Below are 25,837 nucleotides of genomic sequence, written 5' to 3'. Positions count from 1 at the left end.
TTGTGATAGTGTGTATTCGTTGTGTATTCCAATTTGATTGGATGCAAAGCTGCTACATATCCCATAAAACCTGCCACGTTTTATCATGGATTGTTTCATATAAATGAGGCGGTGAAATTTTTTTGAGGGTGATGCATTCTAAAACTGGAGGATTTTTACAGTGAATTTTCCTGTCTGTATTCGGTATGTTGTATTAGCCTCTCTCTGTGTCGCAAGTTTGCTGCTCCCACAGATTGGATGGGCTTCCAGCGACGGTGATTTGCATCACCTTGCGCAGACTATCGGTTCGGAATTGAGTGTGTATTGGATTGTGCCTTTCGTGGGCATGTTGCTTTCCATTGCCATTTTTCCCTTAACTGCGCCACATTTTTGGCATAAGCACTTTGGAAAAGTTTCGGGGTTTTGGGCGCTTGCTTTTCTTCTGCCCTTTGCAGTGACGTATGGTTTTGATTTGGCCCTGTATGAAACCATACACGTCCTTTTCCTTGAGTATATACCATTCATAATCTTGCTTTTTTCGCTGTTTACCGTTGCTGGTGGCGTGCGTTTGAAAGGAGAGCTCGTCGGCAGGCCTGTCGTCAACGTTGGGGTGCTGCTTGTGGGGACCATCCTGGCCAGTTGGATGGGGACGACGGGAGCTGCCATGCTGCTGATACGCCCCTTGCTGCGTGCCAACGCGCACCGTAAGTACAAGGTGCATACGGTGGTGTTTTTTATTTTTCTGGTGGCCAATATTGGAGGCTCTTTGACGCCTTTGGGGGATCCGCCCTTGTTTCTTGGTTTCTTGAAAGGTGTCAGCTTCTTCTGGACCACAACGCATTTGTTTTTGCCCATGTTATTCCTGACCGTGGTGCTGTTGGCCGTCTACTTTGCCATGGACGCCTGGCTCTACAATAAGGAAGGTCGCCCGGAAATGCCGGAAAGCGCACACAGTGGAGAAAAGCTCGGGCTGGAAGGCAAGATCAACCTGCTTTTCCTGGCTGGGGTTGTTGGTGGCGTTCTCATGAGCGGTATGTGGAAGTCGGGCGTTGAGTTTAATCTTTACGGAACCCATCTCGATTTGCAGAATGTGCTCAAGGATCTCATTCTGCTTGCCATGGCGTTTCTTTCTCTCAAGTTTACCTCCGTGGAAAACAGACGCAAGAATGACTTTGACTGGTTTCCCATCGTGGAAGTTGCCAAACTCTTTATTGGTATATTCCTGTCGATGATTCCGGCTATCGCCATTCTCAAGGCAGGAACCAGCGGCGCACTTTCCGGAGTTATCAACATGGTTACAGGTGCGGATGGGCAACCTCTGGACCACGTGTACTTCTGGCTTACGGGCACGCTGTCGGCGTTTTTGGACAATGCCCCAACGTATCTGGTGTTTTTTAATACAGCAGGTGGTGACGCCGTAGAGTTGATGACGACGTTGGCCTCTACGTTGTTGGCAATATCTTGCGGGGCTGTGTTTATGGGGGCTTGTACCTATATCGGTAATGCTCCCAATTTTATGGTCCGCTCCATTGCTGAAAGCAGTGGTGTGAAAATGCCCAGCTTCTTCGGCTATATTGCCTGGAGTGCGGTCATTCTCGTGCCAATGTTCGTATTGGTGCAGCTTATTTTCATTTAATCGCAACTGCCATTGTAACAGTATTGGGCCTGCCCTTTATTTATGGGGCAGGCCTTTTTTATGAGGAGTCAGGTCAGAATGTCATAAGGGGGCATAGCGTTATTACTGGGAGGCGCCCCGTAAAGTGCTGTTTGCAGTGCTTTGTGAATGCATTGAGGTAATCATTTTGATTCTCTATGCGTCTCGTAATTTTTGGTTGGGTATTTATGGTGGTGTAGCTTGTAAAGTGTGCTGTGAAGTTGTATATTGTTATTGATTTTTTGTGCTGCTTTAGCCGTCTGAATGCAACGATTGAATTCTATGTATGTCTGTTTTTGTAGTTGTATTTACAGTAGAACATATCGTACATAGTTTTCGCTATATTTCAATATGTAATGACCTTGGTTTGTCTAGGAAAGTCTGATTTGATATGGTAAAAGATTGATGGATATTACTAACGGTCTATTTGTAATAAGAATACTGCATTGAAGATATTAAATCCTTATCAAAAAATAAAAGCGTTGCCTCTTGTTGCTTTTATACTAACCTATCTCGCATGCTTTTACCTTCTTCTTCCGTTTTGTTTTGGCTGTAGAAATAATGTAGAAGAAATTCCATTGTTGTATAAAATTGCAGGGAAAGCATTCTATGCAGGTGATGTATTCGTACAGTTGCATACAACGCAATTTACCCAGATAACACCATATTTGTCGTTTGTAAGAATTTTTACATCGCTTTTTGGAATAGACAACCTGCCAAATATATTCTTGGTACTTCATTCCTTTAGTTTGGTGTTGCTGTATTTGGCAGTACGCCTCCTGTACAGAGCGCTTGGGATTAAGAACGAACTGCTGACGGCCATTGGGGTTGCAGGGCTTTTTCTGGTCTGTAAGGTTGGAGTTATCCCTGCAGACAGGTGGCTGTTTACGTCTGTTATGGATCCGGAGTTATTTGTATTTCCGTTTATGATTTTTGCAGTAGGATGCCATCTTAAGCAAAAATATTATTTGGCTGCAGTATTTCTTTTTATTGCCAATACATTGTACCCTGTTTACGCCATTTTCTTTTATGGCGCTCTGATTGTGTGTTTAGCGTGTACCAACATAACAACACATAAAAACAAAATCGTAATTTCAGTTGCGTATAGTTTTGCTGTCTTTCCTTATTTGCTTTTTGTATATGTGGTCAGCAAAGGGACAAGTAATGTTGATGTATCGCCAGTCATAGAAATTTTACGCGCGCCGCACCACTATACAATTTATAATATTTACGATCTTCCGTGGAAATTTTTCTTCCTGTTGGGTGCTGCAATAGTTGCGGTTGGTGCCACCATACGGCGTAATGTGTCTGTTTCTGAATCTTTTCGGCAGATGGAAGGGGTGCTTTCAAGTCTTGCTGTTGTTTTGTTGCTTGTTTCGCTTGTTGCCACGTTTGTGCGCTGGCCTTTGATGATTCAGATAGCGCCCTACAGAATTGGTGTGACGGTGGTGGTCTTTGCTTGGGTGGGGCTCACTGCTTCATTTTTTCTGCTATTTAAGAAGAAGGCAATATCGCCATTTTCTCGGAAATATACGAACACTATGGCCTTTGCCTTGATGGCCATAGCCTCGATTGTCTTGGTGGGGCGCTATCACGTAAATACCCCGTTCACTGCAAACGACCGTGGTGAAGTCCTGGAATGGCTACAAGAAAACACTGTTCCTGAAGCGCTTTTCTTGAATTATTCTGACTTGCCTATAAGAACAGCTGCACTACGTCCTATGTATTTTTCCTTCAAGACGATACCGCTTGTGGCGGATGCACAAAGGGATTGGTACGAACGTTTTCGCGTGCAATATGACATGCATGAAATCGAGGCGCCAGAATCTGTAGACGGTGTGCGTGAGGCCAGACGGCGCGCTTTTACAAAATATGATATTGATATTGCAGAAGTAATAGATAATTTAGATGCTATGATCGATTATGTAGTTATACAGAATCCTGAAACCATTGCTGCCCATGACTATATCAATGGAATAAACATCAAAACATTCAATACGGAAGGCCTTGAGAGGGTATTTTCCCATGGGCGGTATACAGTGTACAAAGTGGTAAAGTGAAAGAAAGTGTTTCCCAGGGGGGCAGTGCAGTGCGACGTCAACGCACAGGCCCGTAGTTGTTGCGGTACTACCTATGTAGCTTGTGTGAATACGTGCGGGATGGCAAACGGTGTACAAGGCGAAACCGCAGGTCCATGCGTTTCGCCTTTGCCGTTACCGCCTGTTCAGTCTTGAAATAGGTTGTTGATCTTGCAGGCGGCGCAGGCACCGCCAAAACCGTTGTCGATGTTGACCACGGTTACGCCGCTGGCGCAGGACGTCAGCATACCCAGCAACGCGGACAGTCCGGAAAATGACGCGCCGTACCCTACGGAAGTGGGAACCGCGATGATGGGTTGCGGTATCAGCCCTCCTATGACGCTTGAAAGGGCGCCTTCCATTCCCGCTATCACGATGACGACGCGCGCTTTGCGAATTTCGGGCAGATGTTCGAACAAACGGTGGATTCCGGCAACCCCCACATCGGAAATGACCTTCGCGTGACTGCCCAGAATCTCGCAAGTTTCCCGGGCCTCTTCGGCAACATGCAGATCGGAAGTCCCGGCCGTTATGATGGCTATTTCGCCGGTATTGTACTGGATGGGTTTGCGCACCAGGGTCAGGGTACGCCCCAGAGAATTGTATTCGACATCAGGGCAGGCGGATTGCACATGCGCCGCCATTTCTGGAGAAACCCGAGTGGCCAGAATATTCGTATAAAAGGCCACGTTCGTAAAAATCTCAGCGACCTGGCCAGGAGTTTTGCCTTCGCCGTAGATTACCTCGGGGAAACCGTTGCGCAACGGACGATGCAGGTCGAACTTAGTGTGCCCCAAATCAATGGATGCGCTGGAAAGCAGTTGCTCCACGCCTTGATCGACGTCCACCTTGCCTTCTCGGACGTCTATCAATAATTGTTTTAATGGGTTGTGTATTTGCACTTTTTTCTTCCATAGCAGCGCAGGTGTTTGCTGAACGGTACTCGCCCGTTCCGCCTGTGCTAGAGCTCTGTCCTGTTGGCCGTGGCCATTGTTGTCTCGGGGGCTTCCACCACGGTTCCCAAGCATGGGAGACTCCTGTGGTCTGCTTTTTTGCCTGATGGTCTGGTTTTTTCTGTGGTGATCAGATGCGCACGCAGCATGTTGGGAATGTTCATCGCCCTGTGGCCGATTCCGTAACCGGTCTGCCAGGTGGTCATTGACGGGGTATCCGTAAAGACGTCTACCAGGGAGGCGAGAATAGCGGCGCCGGTAGGCGTGGTGGTTTCATACTGCGTCCTGCCACGTGTGGTCGGGATACCGTGGAGAATCTCCACTGTGGCTGGCGCAGGTACAGGAATGAGGCCGTGGGCGCAATGAACAAAACCGCCCCCGAGTTCCACGGGGGACGCCCATATGGATTCCACATTGAGCTGGTGATAGCAGATGGCGGCGCCTACGATATCTACAATGGAATCAACCGCTCCAACTTCATGGAAATGTATTTCATTCAACGGTTTGCCATGTACACGGGCTTCGGCGGCGGCAACTTTTTGAAAAATGTTCAGGCTGGTGGCTTTTACCTTTTCCGGCAATGTGCTGTCAGAGATAATAGCTTGAATGTCCTGAAGGTTGCGGTGGTGCGCGTGGCCATGCTCGTGTGTGTGGGTGTTTTTCCCGTTTCCCTGATGTGAATGCGCATGATGTGAATGCGCATGGTGTGAATGCTCATGAGCATGCTTGTGGGCATGAACGTGGTCGCTGTCGGCAGTGGATTCATGCTCATGTTCATGTGCCTCATGCAGCACCACATCAACCCTGGTGCCGCAAATGCCGCCCCTGGATGACCGGTGAACTTTCAGCTCGAACGCATCGTCCAACCCGAGTTTGCTGAGTTCAGACCGCAAAAAATCGGGCTTCACACCAAGGTCGATCATAGCAGCCAGGTTCATGTCGCCGCTTATTCCAGCAAAACAGTCGTAGTACAGAATCATGGTCTTCCCTTGTTATTTCGGCAGCCTTGCCGCATGGCGACAAGGCTGCAGGAAATAGATTCCATGTATTGAGGGCCGAAAATCCTACGCCGGTGTTGTCTCTCCAGCCGCCCTACGAAGAGTGGGCTACCTTTTAAGGCTCAAACGAACGGCGGACGCATTTCCACATTATCGATGTGTCCTTGCCTCCGAGCCCCTGCGCCCTGGCCAATTCATTTAAATAGTTAATGGTCCTGCCAAGGACAGGAGGTGCGTTTTCCGCTTTGGCCATATCTGTGGCCAAGGCCACGTCCTTGATCAAGAGGTTCACGCTGAAAGACGGGTTATCGTAATCGTCAGCGGCGATGCGCTGCCCCAGCTCGACGAAGAGGTTGCTCACCGTCCCCGCGCGGCTCGAGGTGATGGTGTCGTAGAGCAACTTTGGCGCAATACCGAGTTTGTCGGCAATGGCCATCATCTCGGCGGTCATCGCATTGATCGCACCGAACATGAGCTGATTGAGCAGCTTTATGGCGTGCCCCTGGCCGGAATCGCCAACAGGCATGAGGTTTCCTGCATAGCTTTCGAGCACCTCGCGGCATTTTTCCAGCGCCGCGCTGTCGCCGCCGATGGGCAGCGCCCATTTACCGATGGCGGAAGGGCGCCCCAGCACTGGCGCGTCCAGATAATCGATGCCCTTATCCTGCGCCAGGGCCGCCATTGCCTTGGTGGTCCCGGGGTCAGAGGTACTATGGTCGACGACAATGCTCCCCTGACCGAGTGTGCTCAAAACGCCATCTTCTCCGGCGACACATTCGCGAATCTGCACTGGCCCAGGCAGAAACATGACCACGACATCGGCTCCTGCGGCTGCAGCGGCAGGGGTTTCTCCGATGGTCGCTCCTGCGTCCCTGGCGCGATCCTGAGCGGCAGGGAAGGGGTCATATACGGTGAGTGGGAACCCTTTTTCGAGCAATTTGGAAGCCGCCAAAAAACCCATGACTCCAGCGCCCAGTAAAGCGATTTTTTTCATGACTGGTCCTTTGGGTTATTTATCAAGAGAAAGGTGTACCGCGGCTCCGCCCGAGTAGCACTCCGGCGTGCAAAGGATGCGGGGATTTTTACCGGTGTAGCGTTCGGCAAGGCGCATGGCCTCGTCAAAAGTGCCTACGGTGGCGTACCCCAGACCACGAGCGTATTCGGGCTTTTTCGCTCCTACCATGATAACGCGGTCGCAATGGTTGAACGGCACGGAGCCGCCGCTGAGCATGCTCATGGCATGGTACGGGTGGTAGGTGTAATGATTGGAGTAGCTGTACCGGTAGTGCGGATTCATTGCTACTTCATGCGCGTCCGAGGAGTGTAGAAACTCGGGGATTGTATTGTATTTCTGCATTCTTTCATACGTTTCGCGGTAAGAAGGAAACCAGAAATCATTGAACCAGCCGTCGCAGACGGATGCCGCGATGATCACGCATCCTTCGCGCATGGCGTGCCAGCATCGTGATAGCTGTACGCCGATCCCCAGGCTCATCAGGGGCGGGTTGGTGCCCATCCCCGGGCCGTAGTGGAAATTACGGGGAAGCCCGACAACCAGCACGTCCGCGGGCTCCTTCACGCCCTGCAGTGTGACGTTGGTACGCTTGTCAGCCAGAGGGCGGCATGCCTTTTCCACTGCGGATACATCCCCCGCGTGCACTTCGAGCACCTCGGCGAACTGGCCAATGATAGCGTCCACGGCAAAGATCTGTTTACCGATGGAAGCCTGCAAGTGTTCGGAAATCGCCTGGAACTGCTGGCGCATGCGACCTTCTGGCGAGGCGCCGAGCCAGTCTGACCGGTGCATGGTCTCCGGGCAATGGTGAGAAGCGATGGAACGCCATCCGGTTAAACCGGTGGCAACCATCTTGTGCCCCCCGGAATATCCGCCATAGGGGTTGCCGCTGCAATGCCCAATGACGACGACAATATCGGCGTCCGCCACCAGCGGGTTGCAGACAACCGTATTGCCCATGGAATCCTTGCCAAAGTCGCGGATGTTAGGGCTTTCACCATCATGATTCACCAGGCGGTCCGGGTAGAACTGGTCAACTATCTTCTTTCCGAGATACCAGTACCATTCTTCCAGTGTATTCTGTCTGTGCAAGCCCATGGCGCAGACCAGGGTGATGTTCTCGAGCTTGGCGCCGCCGGCGAGCAGTTCTTCGACCACCAAAGGAATCGAGACTTTGCGATGGGCAAGTTCGTGCGCCCCGCCTTTGACCCTGTCAGGGAAGGCGATGACTATTTTTTTGTCAGGTCCGGCCTGATCCTTGAGACGCGGCAGTCCCAGGGGGTTTTCCAAGGCCTTTCGCGTAGCCTCACGCGAATCCTCAACTCCTTTTGGGTCGGTGTATGTCTCACCATAGCGAACGACAATAGCCGACTCCGGGAGCTCAACGCGCATTTTGGAATCACCGTAGTCCAAGAGTACTTCTTTCATGTGCATCTCCTTGCCGTTGGTCTTGCTTTACGCCAATTGTTCGATTGGATGGTTGCGTTAGCAGTTTGCCTTACTTTCAAATGAGGGGCGTAACGTTGCGTCTGCATGCTATGCTCCGTTCCTCCCCGAAATTCTTTTCTTGCTGTCCGTTGCGGTGTGTTCATACAGAAGATTACAAGTAAACGCAAAGAAATTGAAACTGATTTCATAAAAAAATCTCTTCTGCACGTATCTGATGAATGCGTGCTCAGAATCTTTCTAATTATATTATACACCTGAATTAAATGATGTTTTTTGTTCGCCATTGTCCGTTGTCAGGCAAAGGCAACTCCTCAGTTCACGTAGAGGACTCTGAGCAATTTGAAATCGGTTGCATTTATATTTTGCTACTCTATCGCAAAAGAGTCCGCGAGCCCAGGCCACAGCGCAATATTTGTTGTGGAAAAATCTCCTGAGGAGTTTTTGTGTTACTATTTTTAAATTCGTATTCTTTTTTTACATATAAAAATGAAAAAGGTACTCTTTTGATACGTCGCGGGCCTTTTCTTGGGTACAGAAGGAATGAGAAACTTTTAAAAAATCACTCAAAAAAATGAAATTGGTACCATCAGCCCGAAGAGCAAAAGTCACCAAAAATGCATGTTGTTCTTGGTTTTATTTTCCTATAGTTTGCATTGGTATTACGAGCATCAAGCAAAAACTGAATATTTTTGTGCTTGACAGGAATAGAATAATTTAAGATCGAAATTGACACCGGTTACATAACGTCCTGCTAAAAGGAGTTGTCCGCATGGCCGAAGACTTGAGCATGAAAACAATTGCCAGACGAGTTGGTCTTTCACCGGCAACTGTTTCTCGCGTCTTTCATTCTCCACACCTGGTCAGTCCCAAGACCATGGAGAAGGTCATGAATGCTGTGCGGGAAAGCGGGTATATATACAACGCTGCCGCCAAGGACTTTTCAAGTAAAAAGAGCACCGTGATCGGTGTCCTCGTCCCGACCGCCGACTCTCTCTTCGGTAAGACGCTTTGCGCCATCCAGAACGTGACCATGGGCGTCGGGTACTCCACCATACAGGGAGTGACCAGCTACGACCTGGATATTGAACAGAAAATATTGCGGCAGTTCATGGAGCGCCGCGTCGCAGGCATTATCATGACCGGCCTAGTCACTGGTCAGGAAAAGCTCATCGAAAGCCTTGCGAATTCTGGCGTCCCCATTGTCATTGTCTGGGAAAAATTGATTGATCCCCGTTTCAACTATGTGGGGTTTGATAATAAAAAGGGCGGAAAAACCGCCACGGAATATCTTCTTAGCCTTGGGCATCATCGCATCGGCATGATTGTCGGTCCTTATTCCAAGGTATCGCGAGCGAAAAAACGTCTGGACGGATACCTGGAAGCCTTGCAGGAAAACAACATTGAACCGGACGAGAATCTGATTTTGGAACGCCAGCCGCGCTTTATAGAAGGTGCGGAGGCCATGGGCCGGTTCTTGTCTCTGGAGAATCCTCCCACAGCCGTTTTTGCCGCAAGTGACGTGCTTGCGATCGGGGCAATGCATGCAATCCAGCAGGCTGGATTGCAAGTGCCCAATGACATCTCCATCATTGGTTTCGATGACGCTGATTTTGCCGAATACCTCAACCCGCCCCTTACTACCATACGTGTCGACGCCCATGCGCTGGGCATACTTGCAGCGGAAACCATCGTTGGCCTCGCCAAGGGGGAAATTTCTGACCCCAGGCATTACACCCTGGGAACGGATCTCATAGTACGTAAATCCTGTGCAGTTTATCCGGGGCAGGCCCGATAAACAGGCAGGCGCAGGATGGAAAAGGAGCGGAGTAGCCATTTGTAACCCCGACTTCTGCAACCATATGAGCTGTTCGTAAGGAGAGAAGATGATGAGGAAAATGTCGCTGTTATTTACTGTGTTGGCTTTATGTTTGATGGCAGGCCCACGTTTTGCTTTTGCTGCGGACCCCGTTGTCATCAAGGCTGGCCTGATCGACCCCCCGGGACACATCGACACCATTGGCGCTGAAAAATACGCCGCTCTGGTTGCCGAGAAAACCGACGGCAGGGTGAAAATTGAAGTGTACCCGGCTTCTCAGCTGGGCTTTGCAATGGATATGCTTCAGGGCATGCAGCTCGGCACCATTGAAATGTTCATAGGTGCTACAACCTGGCTGGGTGCTTTTGATCCCGACTTCTGGATTTCCGGCTGTCTCTATGTGTTTAATGATCAGGAGCACGCCCGCAGGGTGCAGAATGGTCCTTTCTTCAAGAAAATGGCCGACAAGCTCGCCAAGAACAGTGGTATCCGTATTATCTCCCAGAACTGGGACCGCGGCCCCCGCAACATCATTTCCACCATGCCGGTCAAAACCCCTGAGGACATGAAAGGCCTTAAAATTCGCGTTCCTGAACAAAAAAGCTGGATCGCCAACTTCAAGCTCGCCGGCGCGAACCCCACGCCCATCGCTTTGGCAGAGACCTTTACCGGTCTGCAGCAAGGGATTGTAGACGCTACGGAGCAGGCTTCCAACTGGCTCTACTTCAACAAGTATCATACTATCGCCAAGCACCTTACCCGCTCCAACCACAACTACGAAGAAACCGGCATCATGATTTCGGAAAAGACCTACGAAAAGCTTTCCGAAGAAGACCAGAAAGCATTGTTTGATGCTGCTCAGGAAGTTGCCACATGGCATAACGAACAGCTCAACAAGGATATTGCCGACGCTGAAAAAGCAATGGCCGACGCCGGTGTAGAAATCATCGAAGTCGACCACGAGGCATGGCAAACCCACTTCCGTAACAACTTCAAGACGCTGGTTGAACAGGTGGGCTACTCTCCTGATCTCGTTGAATACATTATGAGCGAGTGGAAAAACTAGCCGGAAGAGTGAAGGATTCCCTTTGATCATCCGTGTGGGGCGCATTCCTTTCCCGCTCCGCACGGATGATCGTGCTTATCCATGCTTTCACGTTGGGAGAAGTCATGAACCTTTTTGAAAAAATGCTCGAGAAACTGGTTGCCTGGATGGTAATCCTGTCACTCGCCGGGATTTTTTTTTTCGTGACCATGCAGGTTACTTTTCGATTTGTTTTCCAATCTCCTTTGCCATGGCCTGAGGAACTCTCCAGGATTCTGTTCGGCTATCTGGTTTTCATTGGAGGGGCGGAAGCCTCCATGGAAGGCAGCCATATCTCCATTGATATGGTTGATAACATTTTTCGCAACCCAAAACGCAAAATCTGTGCGGATATCCTCCGCTCCCTTTTGGTCATCTTCGTTCTCTGCGTAATGTTTTATGGCGCCTGGCGAATAATACCGGCGACATACTCCATGGCGCTTCCCGCCACGGGCGGCTCCATGGCGATAATGGTCGTCCCTGTGCTGCTTGGCTCTTTTCTGATGGCAATTTGGCATATTCTGCACGTATTCAAAGATATCCAGATGTTGCGCACGCCGTCCATTGGTCAATCGTAAGGAGAGGTCATATGTCTCTTGTCATCCTGGTTGGAGGCCTCATGGTGCTGCTCTTGTGCGGTGTCCCCGTCGCCTTCTCCCTTTTGCTGTCGAGCCTCGCCCTTATCCTTTACAAGGGCACACTCCCCACGCTTATTGTGTCGCAACGGCTGTCCAACGCGCTCGACAGTTTTCCCTTGCTCGCCATCCCGCTCTTTATACTGGCGGCGGAGCTCATGAACCACTCCGGCGCCACGCAGCGTATCTTCAAGCTGGCCAATGTGCTTGTCGGACACATCACCGGCGGGCTCGCCCACGTCAATGTCATGGCCAGCATGCTTTTTTCCGGGATGTCGGGTTCTGCGGTGGCGGATGCTTCCGGGCTCGGCATGATCGAAATCAAGGCCATGTTCGATGAAGGATACGATCGCCCCTTCAGCGCAGCCGTCACCGCGGCCTCGTCCACCATCGGCCCCATCATTCCTCCAAGCGTGCCCATGGTCGTCTACGGCGTCATCGCAGGGGCCTCCATCGGGGACCTCTTCCTGGCGGGCATTATCCCGGGTGTTTTTCTCGGCCTCGCCATGATGGTGCTCATTGTCGCTCTGGCCAAAAAAAGAAACTACAATCAGAAGAGCGAGCGCGCACCATTCCCCGAGGTCGTCAAGGTTTTCATCAGCTCCGCGCCGTCGCTCTTCCTGCCTGTGCTCATCCTTGGCGGGATATGGGGCGGTATCTTCAGCCCTACGGAAGCAGCCGCCGTTGCGGTCCTGTATTCCCTGGCGCTCGGCTTATGCAACCGCGAGCTCAAACTCTCGCAGCTGCCAAAGGTGTTCCGTCAAGCCGGAGCATCGACCGCGGCCATCATGCTTATTGTCGCCGCCGCCGCCCTGTATGGATGGCTGATATCCACCGAGCAGATTCCGCAAATGATCCGCACCCATCTGCTCGCTCTGACCAGCGATCCTACAATGCTGATGCTGATCATCAACTGCATATTGCTGATCATGGGCATGTTCATGGAGCTGATAGCCATCTTGACCATTGCAGTTCCGGTTTTTCTGCCCGTGGTCACTGCAGTGGGCATTGATCCCGTCTTTTTTGGGGTGATCGCTGTCTTCAACCTCATGATCGGTCTGCTGTCGCCACCATTCGGCATCAATATCTTCATTATGCAGCGAATCACCAATGTGCCTTTTGGAGACATGGTACGCGAACTTGTTCCCTTTATTTTTATATTAATCGGAACATTGGTGCTGATGGTGTTCTTTCCAGAAGTGGTGATGTTTCTTCCAAACTTGATGCATGGGTAGAGTTTGCATGCCTCTGTGTTGATTGTATGAATACAGATTGAATACTGCATGGCGGATAATCCATGGGAAGGTTGTACATATGCCTGTGCGATTGTCCGCCTTGCTGTTTCCAAATCCTTGTGCCTGCAACTTCTGCGCATCATGATACCAGGAACTCCTGATACAGAATGACACCAGCCCCGTTCCTCTCATTTGATATCTTGTTGCCGGCGTTCGCCATCGTGTTTTGCGGTGCCTATGCGCAGGGTATCATAGGGTTTGGTCTGGCCATGCTTATCAGCCCGCCGTTGCGGATGCTTTCGCCCGACTTTCTGCCTGGACCGGTCCTGTTGCTGGTGGTTGTGATGACAACGACCATGGTCTGGAACGAGCGCAGCAATATCGACGGTCAGGGGGTGAAGCGGACGTTCGGTGGCATTCTGCTTGGAACGGTGGTCGCGGTTCTGGTGCTGGGTATCCTGCCGCAACGGGAGACGAGCATCCTGCTTGCCATCCTGATCCTGGCGGCTGTGGTCTTGAGTCTTTCAGGCCTTAATATCCGCCCCGGCCGTACGGTACTCTTCGGCGCCGGACTGCTTGGAGGGTTCATGGGCACCATCTGTGGCGTCAGCCTTCCGCCGCTGGCCATTGCCCTGCAGAACGAGCCTGTTCCGCAAAGGCGCGCCAGCCTGGCGTGTATCGGCCTGTTTTCCGTGTGCCTGTCCCTCGCCGCGCTGGCCATGGTCGGCCGCATCACCCTGCAAGAATGCCTGGTGGCGGCGCTGCTTACGCCCGCTGTTGTGCTCGGTTATGCAACGGCCCGCCGCAGTGCGCACTTTTTCAACGCCACCATACTTCGCTACGGGCTGTTTCTTTTTACCTCGATCAGCGCCCTTACGTTGTTGTTCAGCCAATAGGCATCCATAGACGGCGAATCAAGCCGACGGCTTTCGATCACATGCATGGTGTGCGATACTTATCGAGTCAGACCTGCGAGGCGTTTGCCATCAGCCAGACCTGTTATCGATACGAGCCCAAACACTCGGCCGAGAACGAATCGGCGGATTGGCTGACGCGCTAGACATACAACCAGCAGAACTATGGGAGGGCGGCCTGTGCTTCCTGTATCTGCGCAACGTGCAGGGCATTCACTGGAATCTCACGCAGAGCATACTGGATTTGTCATAAACTGGAACTGAACATGGCCGCATAACCGCTGCATTTCAAGCCTCTTAAAAATGGGAGGAGAACCGTTCTGCTCAACACGTGCTCACTGGTGTTTGGGGGGAGGGCACTGCCTATACAGCTTTTGTGAATACGTGGTGGGAAGCGAAGATGAAGCGAACAGAATAGCCCTGAAAAAGAAAAAGGCACTCACGCTCTTGCGTAAGTGCCTATTCCATTTGGTGCGCCCGGGGCGATTCGAACACCCGACCTACGGATTCGTAGTCCGGCGCTCTGTCCAACTGAGCTACGGGCGCGGAAGAAATCCTTATAGGTGTGGTGGGTCTGCCTGTCAATAAGAAATTTTCCAGAAATTGCTGTAAATTTTTGAAGCTATTTGATTACAGGGTCTTATCATGAATTGTTTTGGCTGAAAAATGGACTCGCTGACTCTGTTTTGGTGTTGGTCCTTGTCAGGGTTGCACCTGACGCTCCTTTTCCCAAATCATGGTTAGTGCCTGAGTGGGGGAGAGTTCCCACCTCATCAACAATGTCACACTCTTGTCGTCTTTTCCTGGGCATAAACGCAGAGACTTTCAGGCAATATTTTAGTAGGAAATACCAAGCCATTATCTGAGAAAAAAGATAGGATCATATGCTGTCGCGTGTGATTTGGCGCGCAGTTGTGATGCGCTTTGGATCAATGAACAAGAAGACGAGGAGTACTTGATGCTTTACAGAAAAATGCCCAAGAACGGAGATTCCCTTTCGGTACTTGGTTTTGGTTGCATGCGTTTGCCTATGCTCAATGGGATAATTGACGAGCCGCGCGCCATTGCACAGATACGCAGCGCCATAGATTCGGGTGTGAATTACGTTGATACGGCTTGGCCGTATCATGACGGCGAAAGCGAGCCCTTGCTCGGCAAGGCCCTGCAGGATGGCTACAGGGAGCGGGTCAAGGTTGCGACCAAACTACCCACCTGGCTCATTAAAAGCCGCGAAGACATGGACACGTACCTGAACGCCCAGTTGGAGCGGCTGGGCACTGACCATATTGACTATTACCTGGTGCATGCGCTCAATGGCCCGTCATGGGATAGTGTCGCCGCCCTTGGCATCCGGGAATTCTTGGATCAGGCAAAGGCGGATGGACGTATCGGCAACGCCGGGTTTTCGTTCCATGGTCTTGGGGATGATTTTTTGCGTATCGTGGATGCCTATGACTGGGTATTTTGCCAGATTCAGTACAATTATCTGGATCAGGAGTTTCAGGCCGGCACCAGAGGGCTGGAGTACGCCGCTGCAAAAGGGCTGGGCGTGATTATCATGGAGCCACTCCGTGGCGGCAATCTGGCTATTCCTGAGCCTCCCGCCTCCATCGCTGCGATTTGGGATGAGGCCCCTATCAAACGCGCCCCTGTGGAGTGGGCGTTGCGCTGGGTATGGAACCATTCTGAAGTGACGGTGGTGCTTTCCGGCATGAATGACGAGAGCCAGGTTGCGCAAAACCTCGCCATTGCAGAAGATGCCCTGCCAAATTCGCTGCAGCCCGAGGAGCTTGCACTGGTGGATCGCGTACAGGCCACCTATCGCGACCTTATGCAGGTAGGTTGCACGGGGTGTGGTTATTGTCTGCCGTGCCCCATGGATGTGCAAATCCCCACCTGTTTCGACTTTTTTAATAAAATGCACATGTTTGGTGAATTTGCGGAGAGCAAGCGGTTGTATGGTATCTTTGCCGGCGGTATGGTGGGCAATGGTAAGCCTGGGCTTGCTTCGCAGTGTGTTGCCTGTGGCGAGTGCCTGGACAAGTGCCCCCAGCAGATTCCTGTGCCGGATGTCCTGGAGCGGGTGGCTGCAGAGATGGAAAGCGTCTGATTCACAACAGTAGCGTGATATGGGCTGCAGCACAGGAGGGGAGAACCTCTTCTGTGTTGCAGCCAGTCTGAAGCGTTTTTTCGGAAGACGAACCGCGCAACCGATATTGACGAGCAAACCATGAAAATACTGTATTATGACTGTTTTGCCGGCGTCAGCGGCGATATGAATCTGGCCGCGATGCTTGATCTTGGCGTTGCTCCAGAGTTGCTACGTGCGGAACTCGCCAAATTGGGACTTGAAAATGAATTTGCGCTTGAGATTGTCGAGGATTCACGCTGCGGCATATATGGCACGCGGGTGAACGTGCGTCTTTTGGATGGTCATGTTGCAAAAGGGCACCGCAATCTTGCAACCATTGAAAAAATCATCATGGACAGCACCCTGGATCAGGCCATCAAGGACACAAGTCTCTCCATTTTTCGCAAGGTTGCAGTGGTTGAGGCGAAAATCCACGGAAAAGCCATTGAGGATGTCCATTTTCATGAAGTTGGCGCAACGGACTCCATAGTGGACATCGTTGGCGCTGCCATTTGCCGCCACCATCTGGAGGTGGACGCTGTTTGGTCCTCCCCCATAGAATTAGGGGGTGGTTTTGTCAGGTGTGCGCATGGCCTCATGCCTGTGCCGGCGCCTGCCACAGCAGAAATTTTACATGGCGCCCCCACTTCGCGGGGAGCGGTTCCCCATGAGGCGACAACGCCTACGGGCGCTGCCATAATGGCTACCCTGGCGGATACTTTTACCCAACGCCCCCGTATGGTGGTGGAGAAGACTGCCTACGGCATAGGGCATCGGGAAGCTGAACTGCCCAATGTCTTGCGGGTGCATCTTGCTTCTGTTGTGCAGGAAAACAAAGACCTTGGCTCTGAAGATGTGCGTCTGTTACAGTGCAATATTGATGATATGACTGCTGAAATGCTTGGTGATGTCATGGACTTTTTCATGGAGAAGGGCGCCATGGACGTGCATTTTACACCAATCATGATGAAGAAGAATCGTCCCGCAACGATGATTTCCGTACTTTGTTCTGCGGAGGATGCGCAATTCTATACGAAATTGCTTTTCCAGCACACTACAACCTTGGGTGTGAAGGTTTTCCCTTTAGAAAAAATCACATTGGAAAGGCGTTTTGAGCGGGTGGAAACGCCATTTGGAGCGATTACAATGAAACATGCACTGTTGGATGGCGAGATCCTTCGCTCAAAGCCGGAATTTGAGGAATGCAAAGAGATCGCCCGCAAAAATAACATACCCTTGGCTGCTGTCTATGCTGCCATTCACAAGGATCGGAAGTGATCTATACTACGCAGGCGGCAAGTCTGTAGGCAGGGCGTTTTCAATGTCCAGCTTTTCGTACAAAAAACCGTGAAAAAGATACGCCAGCGCCATCATTCCTGCTACGAGCAGGAAATATACCCCGGGAAGCATGGGCATGTGGTATGTCAGCATCCCGATGGTAATGCCCCAAATAGCTGTACTTATGAGTTTTAGCAGTTGCGTAGAGTGTATGAAGTAGCAGGCCAGGCAGGCTACTGCCACCCCAGCAATGACAGTGGGCGCAACCCACGCCAGCACCATGGCCATGAATACCGCTTCGGCCAGCAAAACCCTGAACGCAATCAATCGACGGTTGCGGTCCCGTTTCTTCAGGCGTTTCTTAATGGATGTTTGCACGATGTCATGGAGTTGGTGGCGCTTGAGGTTGAAGGATTCCTCACCTGAAAGCTCGTAACGATAGCGGATGCCATCTAAACCAAAACGCAGGGCCATGCTGGGGTGGGACAGTTCCATGCTGCTCAGGCTGTCTTCAGGAAAATGCTCCAGCATCCATGGATTTTCTATCAAGGCGTCGTTAATACGGATCGTTACCCCTTTGAAATTCTTCAGAAAAAAATCACGCAAGCGTTGCAGATCTTCAATGTATAGCCGGTCAAGGGGGTAGGACTCCACCAGGCTGTGGTGCCTGGTGGCGCTTGCAGCGGTACGCCACGCAGTATCCAAAGTGGTTTCAATGCTCTGCGGATGTTTGCGTTCCACAGTTCGGTCTCCGTTTTCAACGCCGCTTAACTTTAAAAAAGTGTTTAATCCGTTTGCAGAATACCCCTTCCTTTATATGCAAGGGTGGCGTGTGGAGCAAGGCCTACATGCAAGAGAATATTTCCATCAGTCCAGAATAAAGGTGGGGATGGGGCCTTGGTAACAGCTACTGCGGCGCCTGCGCTAAGGGAAGAAAACAGAAGGAACGGAAGTGTAGCATACTGAAAATGTAGCGCTTGTTGCAAAGGAGGGAGGCAAACCCATGGAGGGGTCTGTGGCGCCACCCTCCATGGGATATACTACGTGGAGAGGCTCAGGTCAGGGTGCTTTTTACCAGCAATTTGGCTTCATTAAGCCAACGTTCACGCTTTTTTTGAGATGAGGTGCAGACGATACGAAACATGCGACGCTGGAAACATTGCACACCGCAAAATGAGAAAATACAATCATTCCAGAGCGATTCAAGGGGATCGCCAAAATCTTCCTCTTCGCGCAGTTCCGGCGTGTTCGACGTGTTCAAAACAAGGGCGGCCCTGGCCGGCAGCAGGCCAATGGGGAGGCCTTCACCCTTGTCGCCCGTATCAAAGCGGTAGGCAACTCCGGGGCGCAGCACGCGGTCTACCCAGCCCTTGAGGATTGCCGGAGGTTGCCCCCACCAGTTGGGGTGCACCACGACAATCGCTTCAGCAGTAGAAATTTCCTCGCAATGTGTCTGAACCAAAGGGGGCAGTGCCGCCTCCCGAGCGATTTCGTTTGCCGGCAGCACAGGATCGAAGCCTTCGGCGTATAGGTCGTGAAAATTAACTTCTAAACCGAGTTCGCGGCAGGTCTCCGCCGCAGTATGCGCAAGGGCATGGTTGAAACTGTCCGGGTCCGGGTGGGCCAGGATGAGTGAGACCGGCATCTTGAATCCTTTGTGTGAATTATAGTTTCAGGGGTGGGGAGTGTTCTGAGGTGTCATGGGGAGACTTTGATGTTCACAGGCTTGGCATAATCCGTCCAGGCGGATTTCAACGCTTTCCACCCGCATCGGCATGGCCGCAACGAGGCGCTTACAATCCATGGGAATTTCGCGACTGTCAATACACTGCATGGCGCCACAACGGGTACAGTGAAAATGGCAGTGCATGCAAGGGCCGTCTTTGTGGCTATGCGGGAGGGCGCAATATCTGAAGGAACGTTCGCCGGAACTATGACGTAAAGCAAGCTGCTGTTCTACCAACAGATCCAGAATGCGGTACAAGGTGACCTTGTTTATGGTTCTGGTGGCGCGGATTTTTTCCAGGATATCTTGCGCTGGAGACGGACCGGCATTTTGCAAAAGGCAGGTGAGTACGGCAACGCGCAGCTCGGTCGGCTGTACGTCCTTTTCTTGCAACATGCGCGAAGCTATCTGTTCAAACGAATCCATGGCTATCGCCTTCTGGCGGAGCGGCGGCTGCGTTCACGGAAAAGGGCCGCTCCTTGAAAAAGAAAAAAGCAGATTGTGGCCACGGCGATAATGGTTGCGCCTGATGTCAGGTTGAACCAATAGGAAGCCAAAAGGCCGGTCAGGCAGAAAAGCGTGCTCCATAATGTGGCGGCCAGCATCATGGTGGAAAGCCGCGAGGTACTGCGTTCTGCAAGAAAAGGGGGGATGCTGAGCAGGGCGATGACCAGTATGAGTCCCACAACCTGGATGACGAGCACCACGGAGAGGGCCACCAGCCCCAGAAGCAGGAAATGGAGCAACTTTACCCGAACACCACAAGTTCGGGCAAATTCCCGGTCATAAGAGACCGCAAGGATGTCTTTGTAGAAAAACCAGACCGCCAGCAAAATCAGAAGATCAAGCCCGGCCATGATCTGGATATCCGTCATGGGCACCGTGAGAATGGAGCCGAAAAGGTAGCTCATCAGGTCCACATTGTACCCGGGGGCTAGGTCCAGTAGCAGGATACCACATGCCATGCCCGCCGCCCAAAGAACGCCGACAAGGGGGTCGGCTCTCTCGCTGCGGTGCAAAGTGGCCCAGCCCATCAAACCAGAGGCGCCAAGGGTGAACCCCACAGCGCATGGCATGACTGGCAAGCCGAAAAAAAAGGCCAGCCCGACGCCCCCATAAGCGGCATGGGCAACGCCCCCGGCAAGAAAGACAAGTCGGTTGACGACAACAATGGAGCCGATAACGCCACAAGCAATGCTGGCAAGTATACCTGCCAGCATCGCATTTTGCATGAAAGAATAATCAAAAACTTCGAGCATCAAAGTTCCCTGAACTGGGGCAGGATTTTACCGGGATCGTGCAGGATCAAATCAAACGGGCAGGAGTGCTTGTGCGTGCCGTACACCAGGGCGATCATTTCCGGCGTCAGTTGATTGCTGTTGCCCATTATCATGGTTCTGTTTACTGCAGCTATGGCCGTAACCTGCACGGAAGCCACAACCGGGTCATGGCTGACCAGGATGATGGTGATGCCTTTTTCCAGGGTCGCCAGCAGTTCATAGAGGCAGAGTTTGCCTTGCGGGTCTATGTTGGCTGTGGGCTCGTCAAATACCAGCAAATCTGGTTCACCGGCCAGGGCACGGGCTACGAGGGCGCGTTGTCGCTGCCCACCGGAGAGAGCGTCTATGCGACGCGCCGCCATATCGGCCATGCCAACACGTTCCAGTGCATCCATGGCGCGCTTTTTATCAGCAGCCCGGTAGCCAAAACCAGGGAGCCTGCCACTTTTCAAACCCATTAGCGCCACTTCCAGGACCGTTATGGGAAAGCTCTGTTGGCTTGGGGCTACCTGAGGCACATACCCGATGCGACAAGAGCTGTCTTGAGGCGGTGCACCCAGCACCTCTATGGTTCCCTTGTCCGGTGTCAAAAGACCCAGAATAAGTTTCAAAAGAGTGGTCTTACCGCCCCCGTTGGGTCCCAATACAGCCAGGAAGTCGCCTTTTTGGACGTGGAAGCTTATGTCTTCCAGCACAGGCGCATTGTCATAGGTGAAGCAGACACCTTCCATACGAACAACAGGTATGGATTGATCGTCCTTTGTGGTGGCAGTCATTATTTTCCCAATACTTTGGCAATGGTTGCGGCGGTATGGATGAGGTTTTCACGCCAGTCTTCCGCAAGCGGATTGAGCGGTTCGACCACCCCACCCAGGGCTTGGGCAACAACGTCCGCGCTTTTGCGAGAAAATTGAGGTTGCACAAAAATAACCTTCACACCGTTTTCTTTGGCATGTGAAATCATTTCTTGCAATTCTATTGGGCTTGGCGACTTGCCTTCCACTTCTATGGCAAGTTGGTCCAACCCGTAATCATGGGCAAAGTACCCCCAAGACGGGTGAAACACCATGAATTTATTATCAGGGGCGCTCACACCTGAAAGCATGGAGCGAATCTGTGCGTCCAGTTCATCCAAATCCTTTAGAAACGCCTCCAGGTTGCCGTTGTACTCCGCCGCATTTTCAGGATCTGCTTCGGCCAACGCCTTGGCCATGTTTGTGGCGATTATTTTGGCAAGGGAAGGCGCCAGCCAAACGTGTGGGTCAGCGATTCCTTCGTGATGGTGCTCATGTGCAGCTTCGTCGTAGTGTTCAGCTTCGCCTTGATGTTCGTGCTCATGTGCAGCTTCTTCATGGTGTGCAGCTTCTTCGTGGTGTTCAGCCGCATCATGCTGATGCACGTGATGCGGCAAGGGGCGTTTTTCAATGCCTGCATCCGTATGCACAATGCGAAGCTTCGGATTGGCGCTTTGGAAGCGGCTGAGCCAGGCCGCTTCAAAGGGCACGCCAATGGCAAAATAGAGCCGGGCTTTACTCAAATGGGCCATCTGGCGCGGCTTGGGTTCATAGGTGGCAGGGCTGGCGCCGGGTTGCACCATGACGGTAACGTCCACATGCTCGCCACCTATGCGTTTGGCAAAATATTCTTGCGGAATAATGCTTACATATACAGGCAGTTTCGCGGCGGAGGCAGGGGCCGAAAAGACAGGGGCAAAGCTGAAAATGGCTGTAATGACGAATAAAAATATGATACTGGCAATACGCGACATGGTGGTCTCCTCGTTGTTTGCAGTACAATGCAACTAAGTTGCATGATTAAGTCTATGCACCAGGCATGCGATTTGGTCAACAAGGAATCAGCGACCGGGGAGGCAATACAATAGCCGCACGAAGTTTCGGGGGAGGGGCAGAGATTATGAAAAAAAGAAGGAAAGAGGCAGGGGAGCAATCAGAGAGATTGCGTAAGCGCCCAAAAATACCGCGCCTTGCCGTCCACGGTATATTCCCTGGTTGCGAGCAAGGTCCAAGGGGACGGAAAGTCGCCCTGTGGGGCCTCATTGGCCAGTATGACCAGCACCCCTGGGCGATTGTTTTTTTCTGGCCGGGGCGCAAGATGGTCGGCCACCAGCTTGATGAGCTCCCGCCAGGGCATGAAGGCCCTGCTCAGGATCAGGTCGGCCTCTTTACCGGGGGGCAGGGCCGCCATCGCGTCCTCCGCACGCCCTTCGTATACATCCACGCCAGGAAGGGGGGTGAAGGCGAGCACTTGTTGCAGGAACATGGCCCTCTTGGCCCGCAGTTCCACCATGGTGTAGCGCCCCTTTTGCCATAGCAGGCGTAAAGGTACGCCAGGAAGACCTGCTCCGGCGCCAAGGTCGAGGGTTTGGGGACTTTCAGGGAGCGGGAGTTCACCGAGAAATTCCGCCAGACTCCAACTGTCTGCAACGAGGGTTGAAAGGATGCCACGCCAATGGTCCACCCCCACGAGATTCATGCGGGCATTCCATTTTTGCAGTAAATTCAAATAGGTGCAGAGATGCTCGGCCAGTGCTGCATCACAAGGAAGGCCCAGTTCTGCGCATGCGGCCAGCACCTGGGGTGGGGTTGCCGCAATAAAGGGAGTTGCACTACGCGACTTCATGCTCTATGAGGCGGCCAGCCCATGCTGGCAGAATTTGATATGAAAAAGGAAGCGCCGACAGAAATACCGACTTGTCGCCTTCACGTTCAGTATGAAATAATTCAGGGTTGATTGACCTGCTCTTAACCCTGGCTTTGCTAACAAGGAGATGCATCATGACCGATACGCTTATCACCAATTGCGCTGTACTCTTTCCCGGACAGGGATCTCAGGAAAAAGGCATGGGGCGCGATCTTGCCGAGGCATCAAAGGATGCCATGGATATGTGGAAAAAAGCCGAGTCCGCCTGTGGCGCCGCCTTGCGAGAAATCTACTGGGACGGTGATGACGCGGCCATGGCCGAAACCAAATATTTGCAGCCTGCCTTGACGGTTGTCAATGTCAGTCTTTGGGCTTTTATCGCCGGCAAGCTTAAGGCGCGTTGCAGCGAGCTCGCCATGGCGGGCCACAGCCTCGGGGAATACAGCGCTCTTGCTGCGGCAGAGGTCTTGCCCATCGATCAGGTGCTGGAACTTGTCTCTCTGCGTGGCAAACTCATGGCTGAAGCAGATCCGGAAGGGAAGGGCGCCATGGCCGCGTTGCTTAAACTCTCCCAAGAGCAGGTGCGTGAAGTTGTGGACGCAGCGGCCAAGGAGAGTGGTGGCATGCTGGTGATGGCCAACTACAATTCCCCGGCGCAATATGTCATTAGCGGGCAAAAAGAAGCGGTTGCCGCTGCAGAGCCTCTGGTCAAAGAACGCAAGGGGCGCTTGGTCCGCCTGCCAGTCAGTGGGGCGTTTCATAGCCCTTATATGGAAGAAGCGGCTAAGGAACTGGCCGGCCAGATGAAGAAATGCTCCTGGAGCAATGCAAAACATCCCATTTTTATGAACACGACGGCAGCACCCCAAAGCGATGCGCAGCAGATCATGCAAACCATGGTCGGTCAGATGACTGGCTCTGTGCGTTGGATTGAAATTGTTTCCGGCATGTACGATGCGGGTGCACGGTGGTTTTGTGAGGTTGGCCCCAAGAATGTGCTGACCAAACTGCTGAAAGGCAATCTTGGGGATAAGGGGGACGATTGGGAAACAGCCACAATAGGTTCTGTGGAACAGGCCGACGCTCTCTAGCCGTTATCAGGTGCTATTTTTAGTAAAAAGGGATTAAAGCGCCTTGTTTCCCTTTTTTTTTCGGTTTTTAAGAGCAAGAAGAGCATTTTTTTCTAGACAAGCTTTAGATTTTCTATCTACAAGGAATAATAAGTATGCGCGCAGAAGATTACATACAGTCGCTCCTGCAGGATATCCTCGCGGAGCAGGACCTGGCATGGCCTGCCAGAGCCCTTGTGGAGCCGCCCCGTGACAAGCAGTTCGGGGACGTGGCGTGTAATGTCGCCATGATTCTGGCCAAAGAAGCCAAGTCCAAACCGCGTGATCTGGCTGAGCGCCTGGCTGCTGCGGCCCTTGAGCGAGGGGAGAATCTTGCTGCCGTGGATGTTGCAGGGCCGGGTTTTCTGAACTTCACCCTTACTCCCGCCTTTTGGCAAAAGACCTTGAACGAGGTGCTGGAAAAGCAGGACGCGTTTGGCCGCTCCTCTATTGGTGATGGTCGCAAGGTCATGGTGGAGTATGTCTCTGCAAACCCAACTGGTCCATTGCATATAGGGCATGGTCGTGGCGCTGCCCTGGGTGACAGTCTGGCCCGAATTCTGCGTTTTACCGGGCACGATGCCGCCACCGAGTACTACATCAATGATGCAGGTCGCCAGATGCTCCTGCTCGGCGCTTCAGTATGGGGGCGTTGTCAGGAAATTTTGGGCCGCACTCCCGCCTATCCCGAAGGCCTGGGGCCCGACGAAGGCTACAAGGGCGATTATATCAAGGACCTGGCGGCGGAGCTGCTGGAAAAGGACCGCGCCGCCCTTGAAACTGCTGAACTGGATGCTGCCGTTGCCATTTGCCGTGATTACGCCGTGGCGCAGATCATGGCAGGCATCAAGAAGGATCTCGAAGATTTCAGGGTGGAGCATCAGGTCTGGTTTTCCGAAACGTCCCTCGTGTCCAGCGGCAGCGTTGAAAAGTCGCTTGATAGTTTGAAGGAGCGCGGCTTGGCTTATGAGCAGGACGGCGCGCTCTGGTTTAAAAGTACTGAATTCGGTGACGACAAAGACCGCGTTTTGCGTAAGTCCAATGGGTACCTGACCTACCTTGCTTCTGACATCGCCTATCACGATGACAAGTTCAAACGCGGTTTCTCGTTGCTGGTAGACGTATGGGGCGCAGATCACCATGGCTACGTGCCCAGGATGAAGGCTGCCATTGAGGCGCTTGGTCAGAATCCTGATGATTTCCAGGTGGTCCTGGTGCAGCTCGTGAACCTGCTCAGGGGGGGCGAACAGATCGCCATGTCCACCCGGGCCGGCATGTTCGAGACGCTGGCTGATGTTGTGGCCGAGGTTGGCGCCGATGCAGCCCGTTATATTTTTCTTTCACGTAAAAGCGATAGCCCGCTCGACTTTGACCTGGAGTTGGTCAAGCAGCAGACCATGGATAACCCGGTGTATTACGTGCAGTACGCGCATGCACGGGTCTGCTCGCTGCGTCGCAAGGCTGCTGAGCGCAGTCTTGATCTAGAGCAGGACGCACGGGCCGGGAGCGGCGAGTTGGCCGCCTTGAACACCCCAGAGGACCTTGAACTGCTCAAACTCATGGCGCGTTTTGGGGATGCCGCTGCAAGTGCTGCAACGCAACTCTCTCCCCATTTTGTCAGTTACTATCTTCAGGAGCTGGCAGGCATGGTGCACCGGTACTATACCGTGCACCAGGTGCTGGCTGCCGAGGAACCAGAGGTTGTTCGCGCGCGGTTACTGCTGATGCAGGCTGCCGCTCACGTTGTTAAAAATGGCCTGGCGTTGCTGGGTGTGAATGCCCCTGATCGGATGTAACCGATCTTAACTGCACCTGCAGGGAAAGGGCTTTTTACGCCGGTGG

The 25,837-nt window shown here is 52.3% G+C and carries 21 protein-coding genes, 1 tRNA gene and 2 pseudogenes; 12 read left to right on the top strand and 12 right to left on the bottom strand.

Features of this window, described 5'->3' with window-relative positions:
• Positions 1 to 178 precede the first annotated feature (178 nt).
• Positions 179 to 1,615, top strand: coding sequence for a sodium:proton antiporter (locus ACZ5EH_RS20295; protein WP_464278334.1), 1,437 nt, complete (start codon positions 179 to 181; stop codon positions 1,613 to 1,615).
• Positions 1,616 to 2,079: 464 nt separating this feature from the next.
• Positions 2,080 to 3,693, top strand: coding sequence for a DUF6798 domain-containing protein (locus tag ACZ5EH_RS20290; RefSeq protein ID WP_464275685.1), 1,614 nt, complete (start codon positions 2,080 to 2,082; stop codon positions 3,691 to 3,693).
• A 164-nt stretch (positions 3,694 to 3,857) separates the two neighbouring features.
• Here ACZ5EH_RS20290 and larB read toward each other — a convergent pair whose 3' ends face one another.
• From larB to ACZ5EH_RS20270, 4 genes and pseudogenes are all read right to left on the bottom strand, one after another.
• Complete coding sequence (larB, locus tag ACZ5EH_RS20285; protein WP_464275684.1) at positions 3,858 to 4,613, bottom strand: nickel pincer cofactor biosynthesis protein LarB; 756 nt, start codon at positions 4,611 to 4,613, stop codon at positions 3,858 to 3,860.
• 122 nt (positions 4,614 to 4,735) lie between these two features.
• A pseudogene (gene larC, locus ACZ5EH_RS20280) lies at positions 4,736 to 5,644 on the bottom strand (nickel pincer cofactor biosynthesis protein LarC); the annotation flags it as partial.
• A gap of 133 nt (positions 5,645 to 5,777) precedes the next feature.
• A complete protein-coding gene (locus ACZ5EH_RS20275; RefSeq protein ID WP_464275683.1) occupies positions 5,778 to 6,656 on the bottom strand; it encodes an NAD(P)-dependent oxidoreductase in 879 nt (292 codons plus the stop codon).
• Between the two features lie 15 nt (positions 6,657 to 6,671).
• Positions 6,672 to 8,105 carry a lactate racemase domain-containing protein gene (locus tag ACZ5EH_RS20270; RefSeq protein WP_464275682.1) on the bottom strand — a complete coding sequence of 478 codons (1,434 nt, stop codon included), beginning with the start codon at positions 8,103 to 8,105 and terminating at the stop codon, positions 6,672 to 6,674.
• A gap of 790 nt (positions 8,106 to 8,895) precedes the next feature.
• Here ACZ5EH_RS20270 and ACZ5EH_RS20265 point away from each other — a divergent pair.
• From ACZ5EH_RS20265 to ACZ5EH_RS20240, 6 genes and pseudogenes are all read left to right on the top strand, one after another.
• Positions 8,896 to 9,921, top strand: a complete 1,026-nt coding sequence (locus ACZ5EH_RS20265) for a LacI family DNA-binding transcriptional regulator (RefSeq protein WP_464275681.1) — start codon at positions 8,896 to 8,898, stop codon at positions 9,919 to 9,921.
• 136 nt (positions 9,922 to 10,057) lie between these two features.
• A complete protein-coding gene (locus tag ACZ5EH_RS20260; RefSeq protein ID WP_464275680.1) occupies positions 10,058 to 11,008 on the top strand; it encodes a TRAP transporter substrate-binding protein in 951 nt (316 codons plus the stop codon).
• A 104-nt stretch (positions 11,009 to 11,112) separates the two neighbouring features.
• Entirely contained in the window at positions 11,113 to 11,604 is a 492-nt protein-coding gene (locus tag ACZ5EH_RS20255) for a TRAP transporter small permease (RefSeq protein ID WP_464275679.1), read from the top strand.
• Positions 11,605 to 11,615: 11 nt separating this feature from the next.
• A complete protein-coding gene (locus ACZ5EH_RS20250) occupies positions 11,616 to 12,896 on the top strand; it encodes a TRAP transporter large permease (RefSeq protein ID WP_464275678.1) in 1,281 nt (426 codons plus the stop codon).
• A gap of 167 nt (positions 12,897 to 13,063) precedes the next feature.
• Entirely contained in the window at positions 13,064 to 13,792 is a 729-nt protein-coding gene (locus ACZ5EH_RS20245) for a sulfite exporter TauE/SafE family protein (protein ID WP_464275677.1), read from the top strand.
• Positions 13,793 to 13,836: 44 nt separating this feature from the next.
• A pseudogene (locus ACZ5EH_RS20240) lies at positions 13,837 to 14,079 on the top strand (IS3 family transposase); the annotation flags it as partial.
• A 200-nt stretch (positions 14,080 to 14,279) separates the two neighbouring features.
• Here the strand turns inward: ACZ5EH_RS20240 and ACZ5EH_RS20235 are convergent.
• Positions 14,280 to 14,356 (bottom strand) — tRNA-Arg (locus ACZ5EH_RS20235).
• Between the two features lie 412 nt (positions 14,357 to 14,768).
• On the opposite strand from ACZ5EH_RS20235, the gene ACZ5EH_RS20230 reads away from it, so the two are divergent.
• Entirely contained in the window at positions 14,769 to 15,920 is a 1,152-nt protein-coding gene (locus ACZ5EH_RS20230) for an aldo/keto reductase (RefSeq protein ID WP_464275676.1), read from the top strand.
• 120 nt (positions 15,921 to 16,040) lie between these two features.
• The gene (gene larC / locus ACZ5EH_RS20225) at positions 16,041 to 17,219 is read left to right on the top strand and encodes a nickel pincer cofactor biosynthesis protein LarC (RefSeq protein ID WP_464275675.1); all 1,179 of its coding nucleotides are present in this window, start codon (positions 16,041 to 16,043) and stop codon (positions 17,217 to 17,219) included.
• Between the two features lie 6 nt (positions 17,220 to 17,225).
• On the opposite strand, the gene ACZ5EH_RS20220 is transcribed toward larC (ACZ5EH_RS20225), so the two are convergent.
• The 7 genes from ACZ5EH_RS20220 to ACZ5EH_RS20190 form a co-directional block, all read right to left on the bottom strand.
• Entirely contained in the window at positions 17,226 to 17,960 is a 735-nt protein-coding gene (locus tag ACZ5EH_RS20220) for a hypothetical protein (protein ID WP_464275674.1), read from the bottom strand.
• Positions 17,961 to 18,273: 313 nt separating this feature from the next.
• Entirely contained in the window at positions 18,274 to 18,864 is a 591-nt protein-coding gene (locus ACZ5EH_RS20215) for an NAD(P)H-dependent oxidoreductase (RefSeq protein WP_464275673.1), read from the bottom strand.
• A 27-nt stretch (positions 18,865 to 18,891) separates the two neighbouring features.
• Complete coding sequence (locus ACZ5EH_RS20210) at positions 18,892 to 19,371, bottom strand: Fur family transcriptional regulator (RefSeq protein WP_464275672.1); 480 nt, start codon at positions 19,369 to 19,371, stop codon at positions 18,892 to 18,894.
• 2 nt (positions 19,372 to 19,373) lie between these two features.
• A complete protein-coding gene (locus tag ACZ5EH_RS20205; RefSeq protein WP_464275671.1) occupies positions 19,374 to 20,204 on the bottom strand; it encodes a metal ABC transporter permease in 831 nt (276 codons plus the stop codon).
• Positions 20,204 to 21,001, bottom strand: a complete 798-nt coding sequence (locus ACZ5EH_RS20200; RefSeq protein ID WP_464275670.1) for a metal ABC transporter ATP-binding protein — start codon at positions 20,999 to 21,001, stop codon at positions 20,204 to 20,206. The genes ACZ5EH_RS20205 and ACZ5EH_RS20200 overlap by 1 nt, the downstream gene beginning before the upstream one ends.
• Entirely contained in the window at positions 21,001 to 21,993 is a 993-nt protein-coding gene (locus ACZ5EH_RS20195; protein ID WP_464275669.1) for a metal ABC transporter solute-binding protein, Zn/Mn family, read from the bottom strand. The genes ACZ5EH_RS20200 and ACZ5EH_RS20195 overlap by 1 nt, the downstream gene beginning before the upstream one ends.
• A 179-nt stretch (positions 21,994 to 22,172) precedes the next feature.
• On the bottom strand, positions 22,173 to 22,865 hold the full coding sequence (locus ACZ5EH_RS20190; RefSeq protein WP_464275668.1) for a 16S rRNA (guanine(527)-N(7))-methyltransferase RsmG: 693 nt from the start codon (positions 22,863 to 22,865) through the stop codon (positions 22,173 to 22,175).
• Positions 22,866 to 23,020: 155 nt separating this feature from the next.
• Between ACZ5EH_RS20190 and fabD the strand changes: the two genes are divergently transcribed.
• Both fabD and argS read left to right on the top strand, forming a co-directional pair.
• The gene (gene fabD, locus ACZ5EH_RS20185) at positions 23,021 to 23,977 is read left to right on the top strand and encodes an ACP S-malonyltransferase (protein ID WP_464275667.1); all 957 of its coding nucleotides are present in this window, start codon (positions 23,021 to 23,023) and stop codon (positions 23,975 to 23,977) included.
• Between the two features lie 134 nt (positions 23,978 to 24,111).
• A complete protein-coding gene (gene argS, locus ACZ5EH_RS20180) occupies positions 24,112 to 25,791 on the top strand; it encodes an arginine--tRNA ligase (RefSeq protein ID WP_464275666.1) in 1,680 nt (559 codons plus the stop codon).
• Positions 25,792 to 25,837: the final 46 nt, after the last annotated feature.

The organism is Desulfovibrio biadhensis (genome assembly GCF_055388615.1).
This window is presented reverse-complemented; position numbering and strand designations above follow the sequence as displayed.

What these genes read in the sequence shown, in the direction of transcription:
- ACZ5EH_RS20275 (WP_464275683.1), bottom strand. Translation starts at nt 6,656, where the DNA reads ATGAAAAAAATCGCTTTACTGGGCGCTGGAGTCATGGGTTTTTTGGCG.
- ACZ5EH_RS20270 (WP_464275682.1), bottom strand. Translation starts at nt 8,105, where the DNA reads ATGAAAGAAGTACTCTTGGACTACGGTGATTCCAAAATGCGCGTTGAG.
- ACZ5EH_RS20265 (WP_464275681.1), top strand. Translation starts at nt 8,896, where the DNA reads ATGGCCGAAGACTTGAGCATGAAAACAATTGCCAGACGAGTTGGTCTT.
- ACZ5EH_RS20260 (WP_464275680.1), top strand. Translation starts at nt 10,058, where the DNA reads ATGGCAGGCCCACGTTTTGCTTTTGCTGCGGACCCCGTTGTCATCAAG.
- ACZ5EH_RS20255 (WP_464275679.1), top strand. Translation starts at nt 11,113, where the DNA reads ATGAACCTTTTTGAAAAAATGCTCGAGAAACTGGTTGCCTGGATGGTA.
- ACZ5EH_RS20250 (WP_464275678.1), top strand. Translation starts at nt 11,616, where the DNA reads ATGTCTCTTGTCATCCTGGTTGGAGGCCTCATGGTGCTGCTCTTGTGC.
- ACZ5EH_RS20245 (WP_464275677.1), top strand. Translation starts at nt 13,064, where the DNA reads ATGACACCAGCCCCGTTCCTCTCATTTGATATCTTGTTGCCGGCGTTC.
- ACZ5EH_RS20230 (WP_464275676.1), top strand. Translation starts at nt 14,769, where the DNA reads ATGCTTTACAGAAAAATGCCCAAGAACGGAGATTCCCTTTCGGTACTT.
- larC (WP_464275675.1), top strand. Translation starts at nt 16,041, where the DNA reads ATGAAAATACTGTATTATGACTGTTTTGCCGGCGTCAGCGGCGATATG.
- ACZ5EH_RS20215 (WP_464275673.1), bottom strand. Translation starts at nt 18,864, where the DNA reads ATGCCGGTCTCACTCATCCTGGCCCACCCGGACCCGGACAGTTTCAAC.
- ACZ5EH_RS20210 (WP_464275672.1), bottom strand. Translation starts at nt 19,371, where the DNA reads ATGGATTCGTTTGAACAGATAGCTTCGCGCATGTTGCAAGAAAAGGAC.
- ACZ5EH_RS20205 (WP_464275671.1), bottom strand. Translation starts at nt 20,204, where the DNA reads ATGCTCGAAGTTTTTGATTATTCTTTCATGCAAAATGCGATGCTGGCA.
- ACZ5EH_RS20200 (WP_464275670.1), bottom strand. Translation starts at nt 21,001, where the DNA reads ATGACTGCCACCACAAAGGACGATCAATCCATACCTGTTGTTCGTATG.
- ACZ5EH_RS20195 (WP_464275669.1), bottom strand. Translation starts at nt 21,993, where the DNA reads ATGTCGCGTATTGCCAGTATCATATTTTTATTCGTCATTACAGCCATT.
- ACZ5EH_RS20190 (WP_464275668.1), bottom strand. Translation starts at nt 22,865, where the DNA reads ATGAAGTCGCGTAGTGCAACTCCCTTTATTGCGGCAACCCCACCCCAG.
- fabD (WP_464275667.1), top strand. Translation starts at nt 23,021, where the DNA reads ATGACCGATACGCTTATCACCAATTGCGCTGTACTCTTTCCCGGACAG.
- argS (WP_464275666.1), top strand. Translation starts at nt 24,112, where the DNA reads ATGCGCGCAGAAGATTACATACAGTCGCTCCTGCAGGATATCCTCGCG.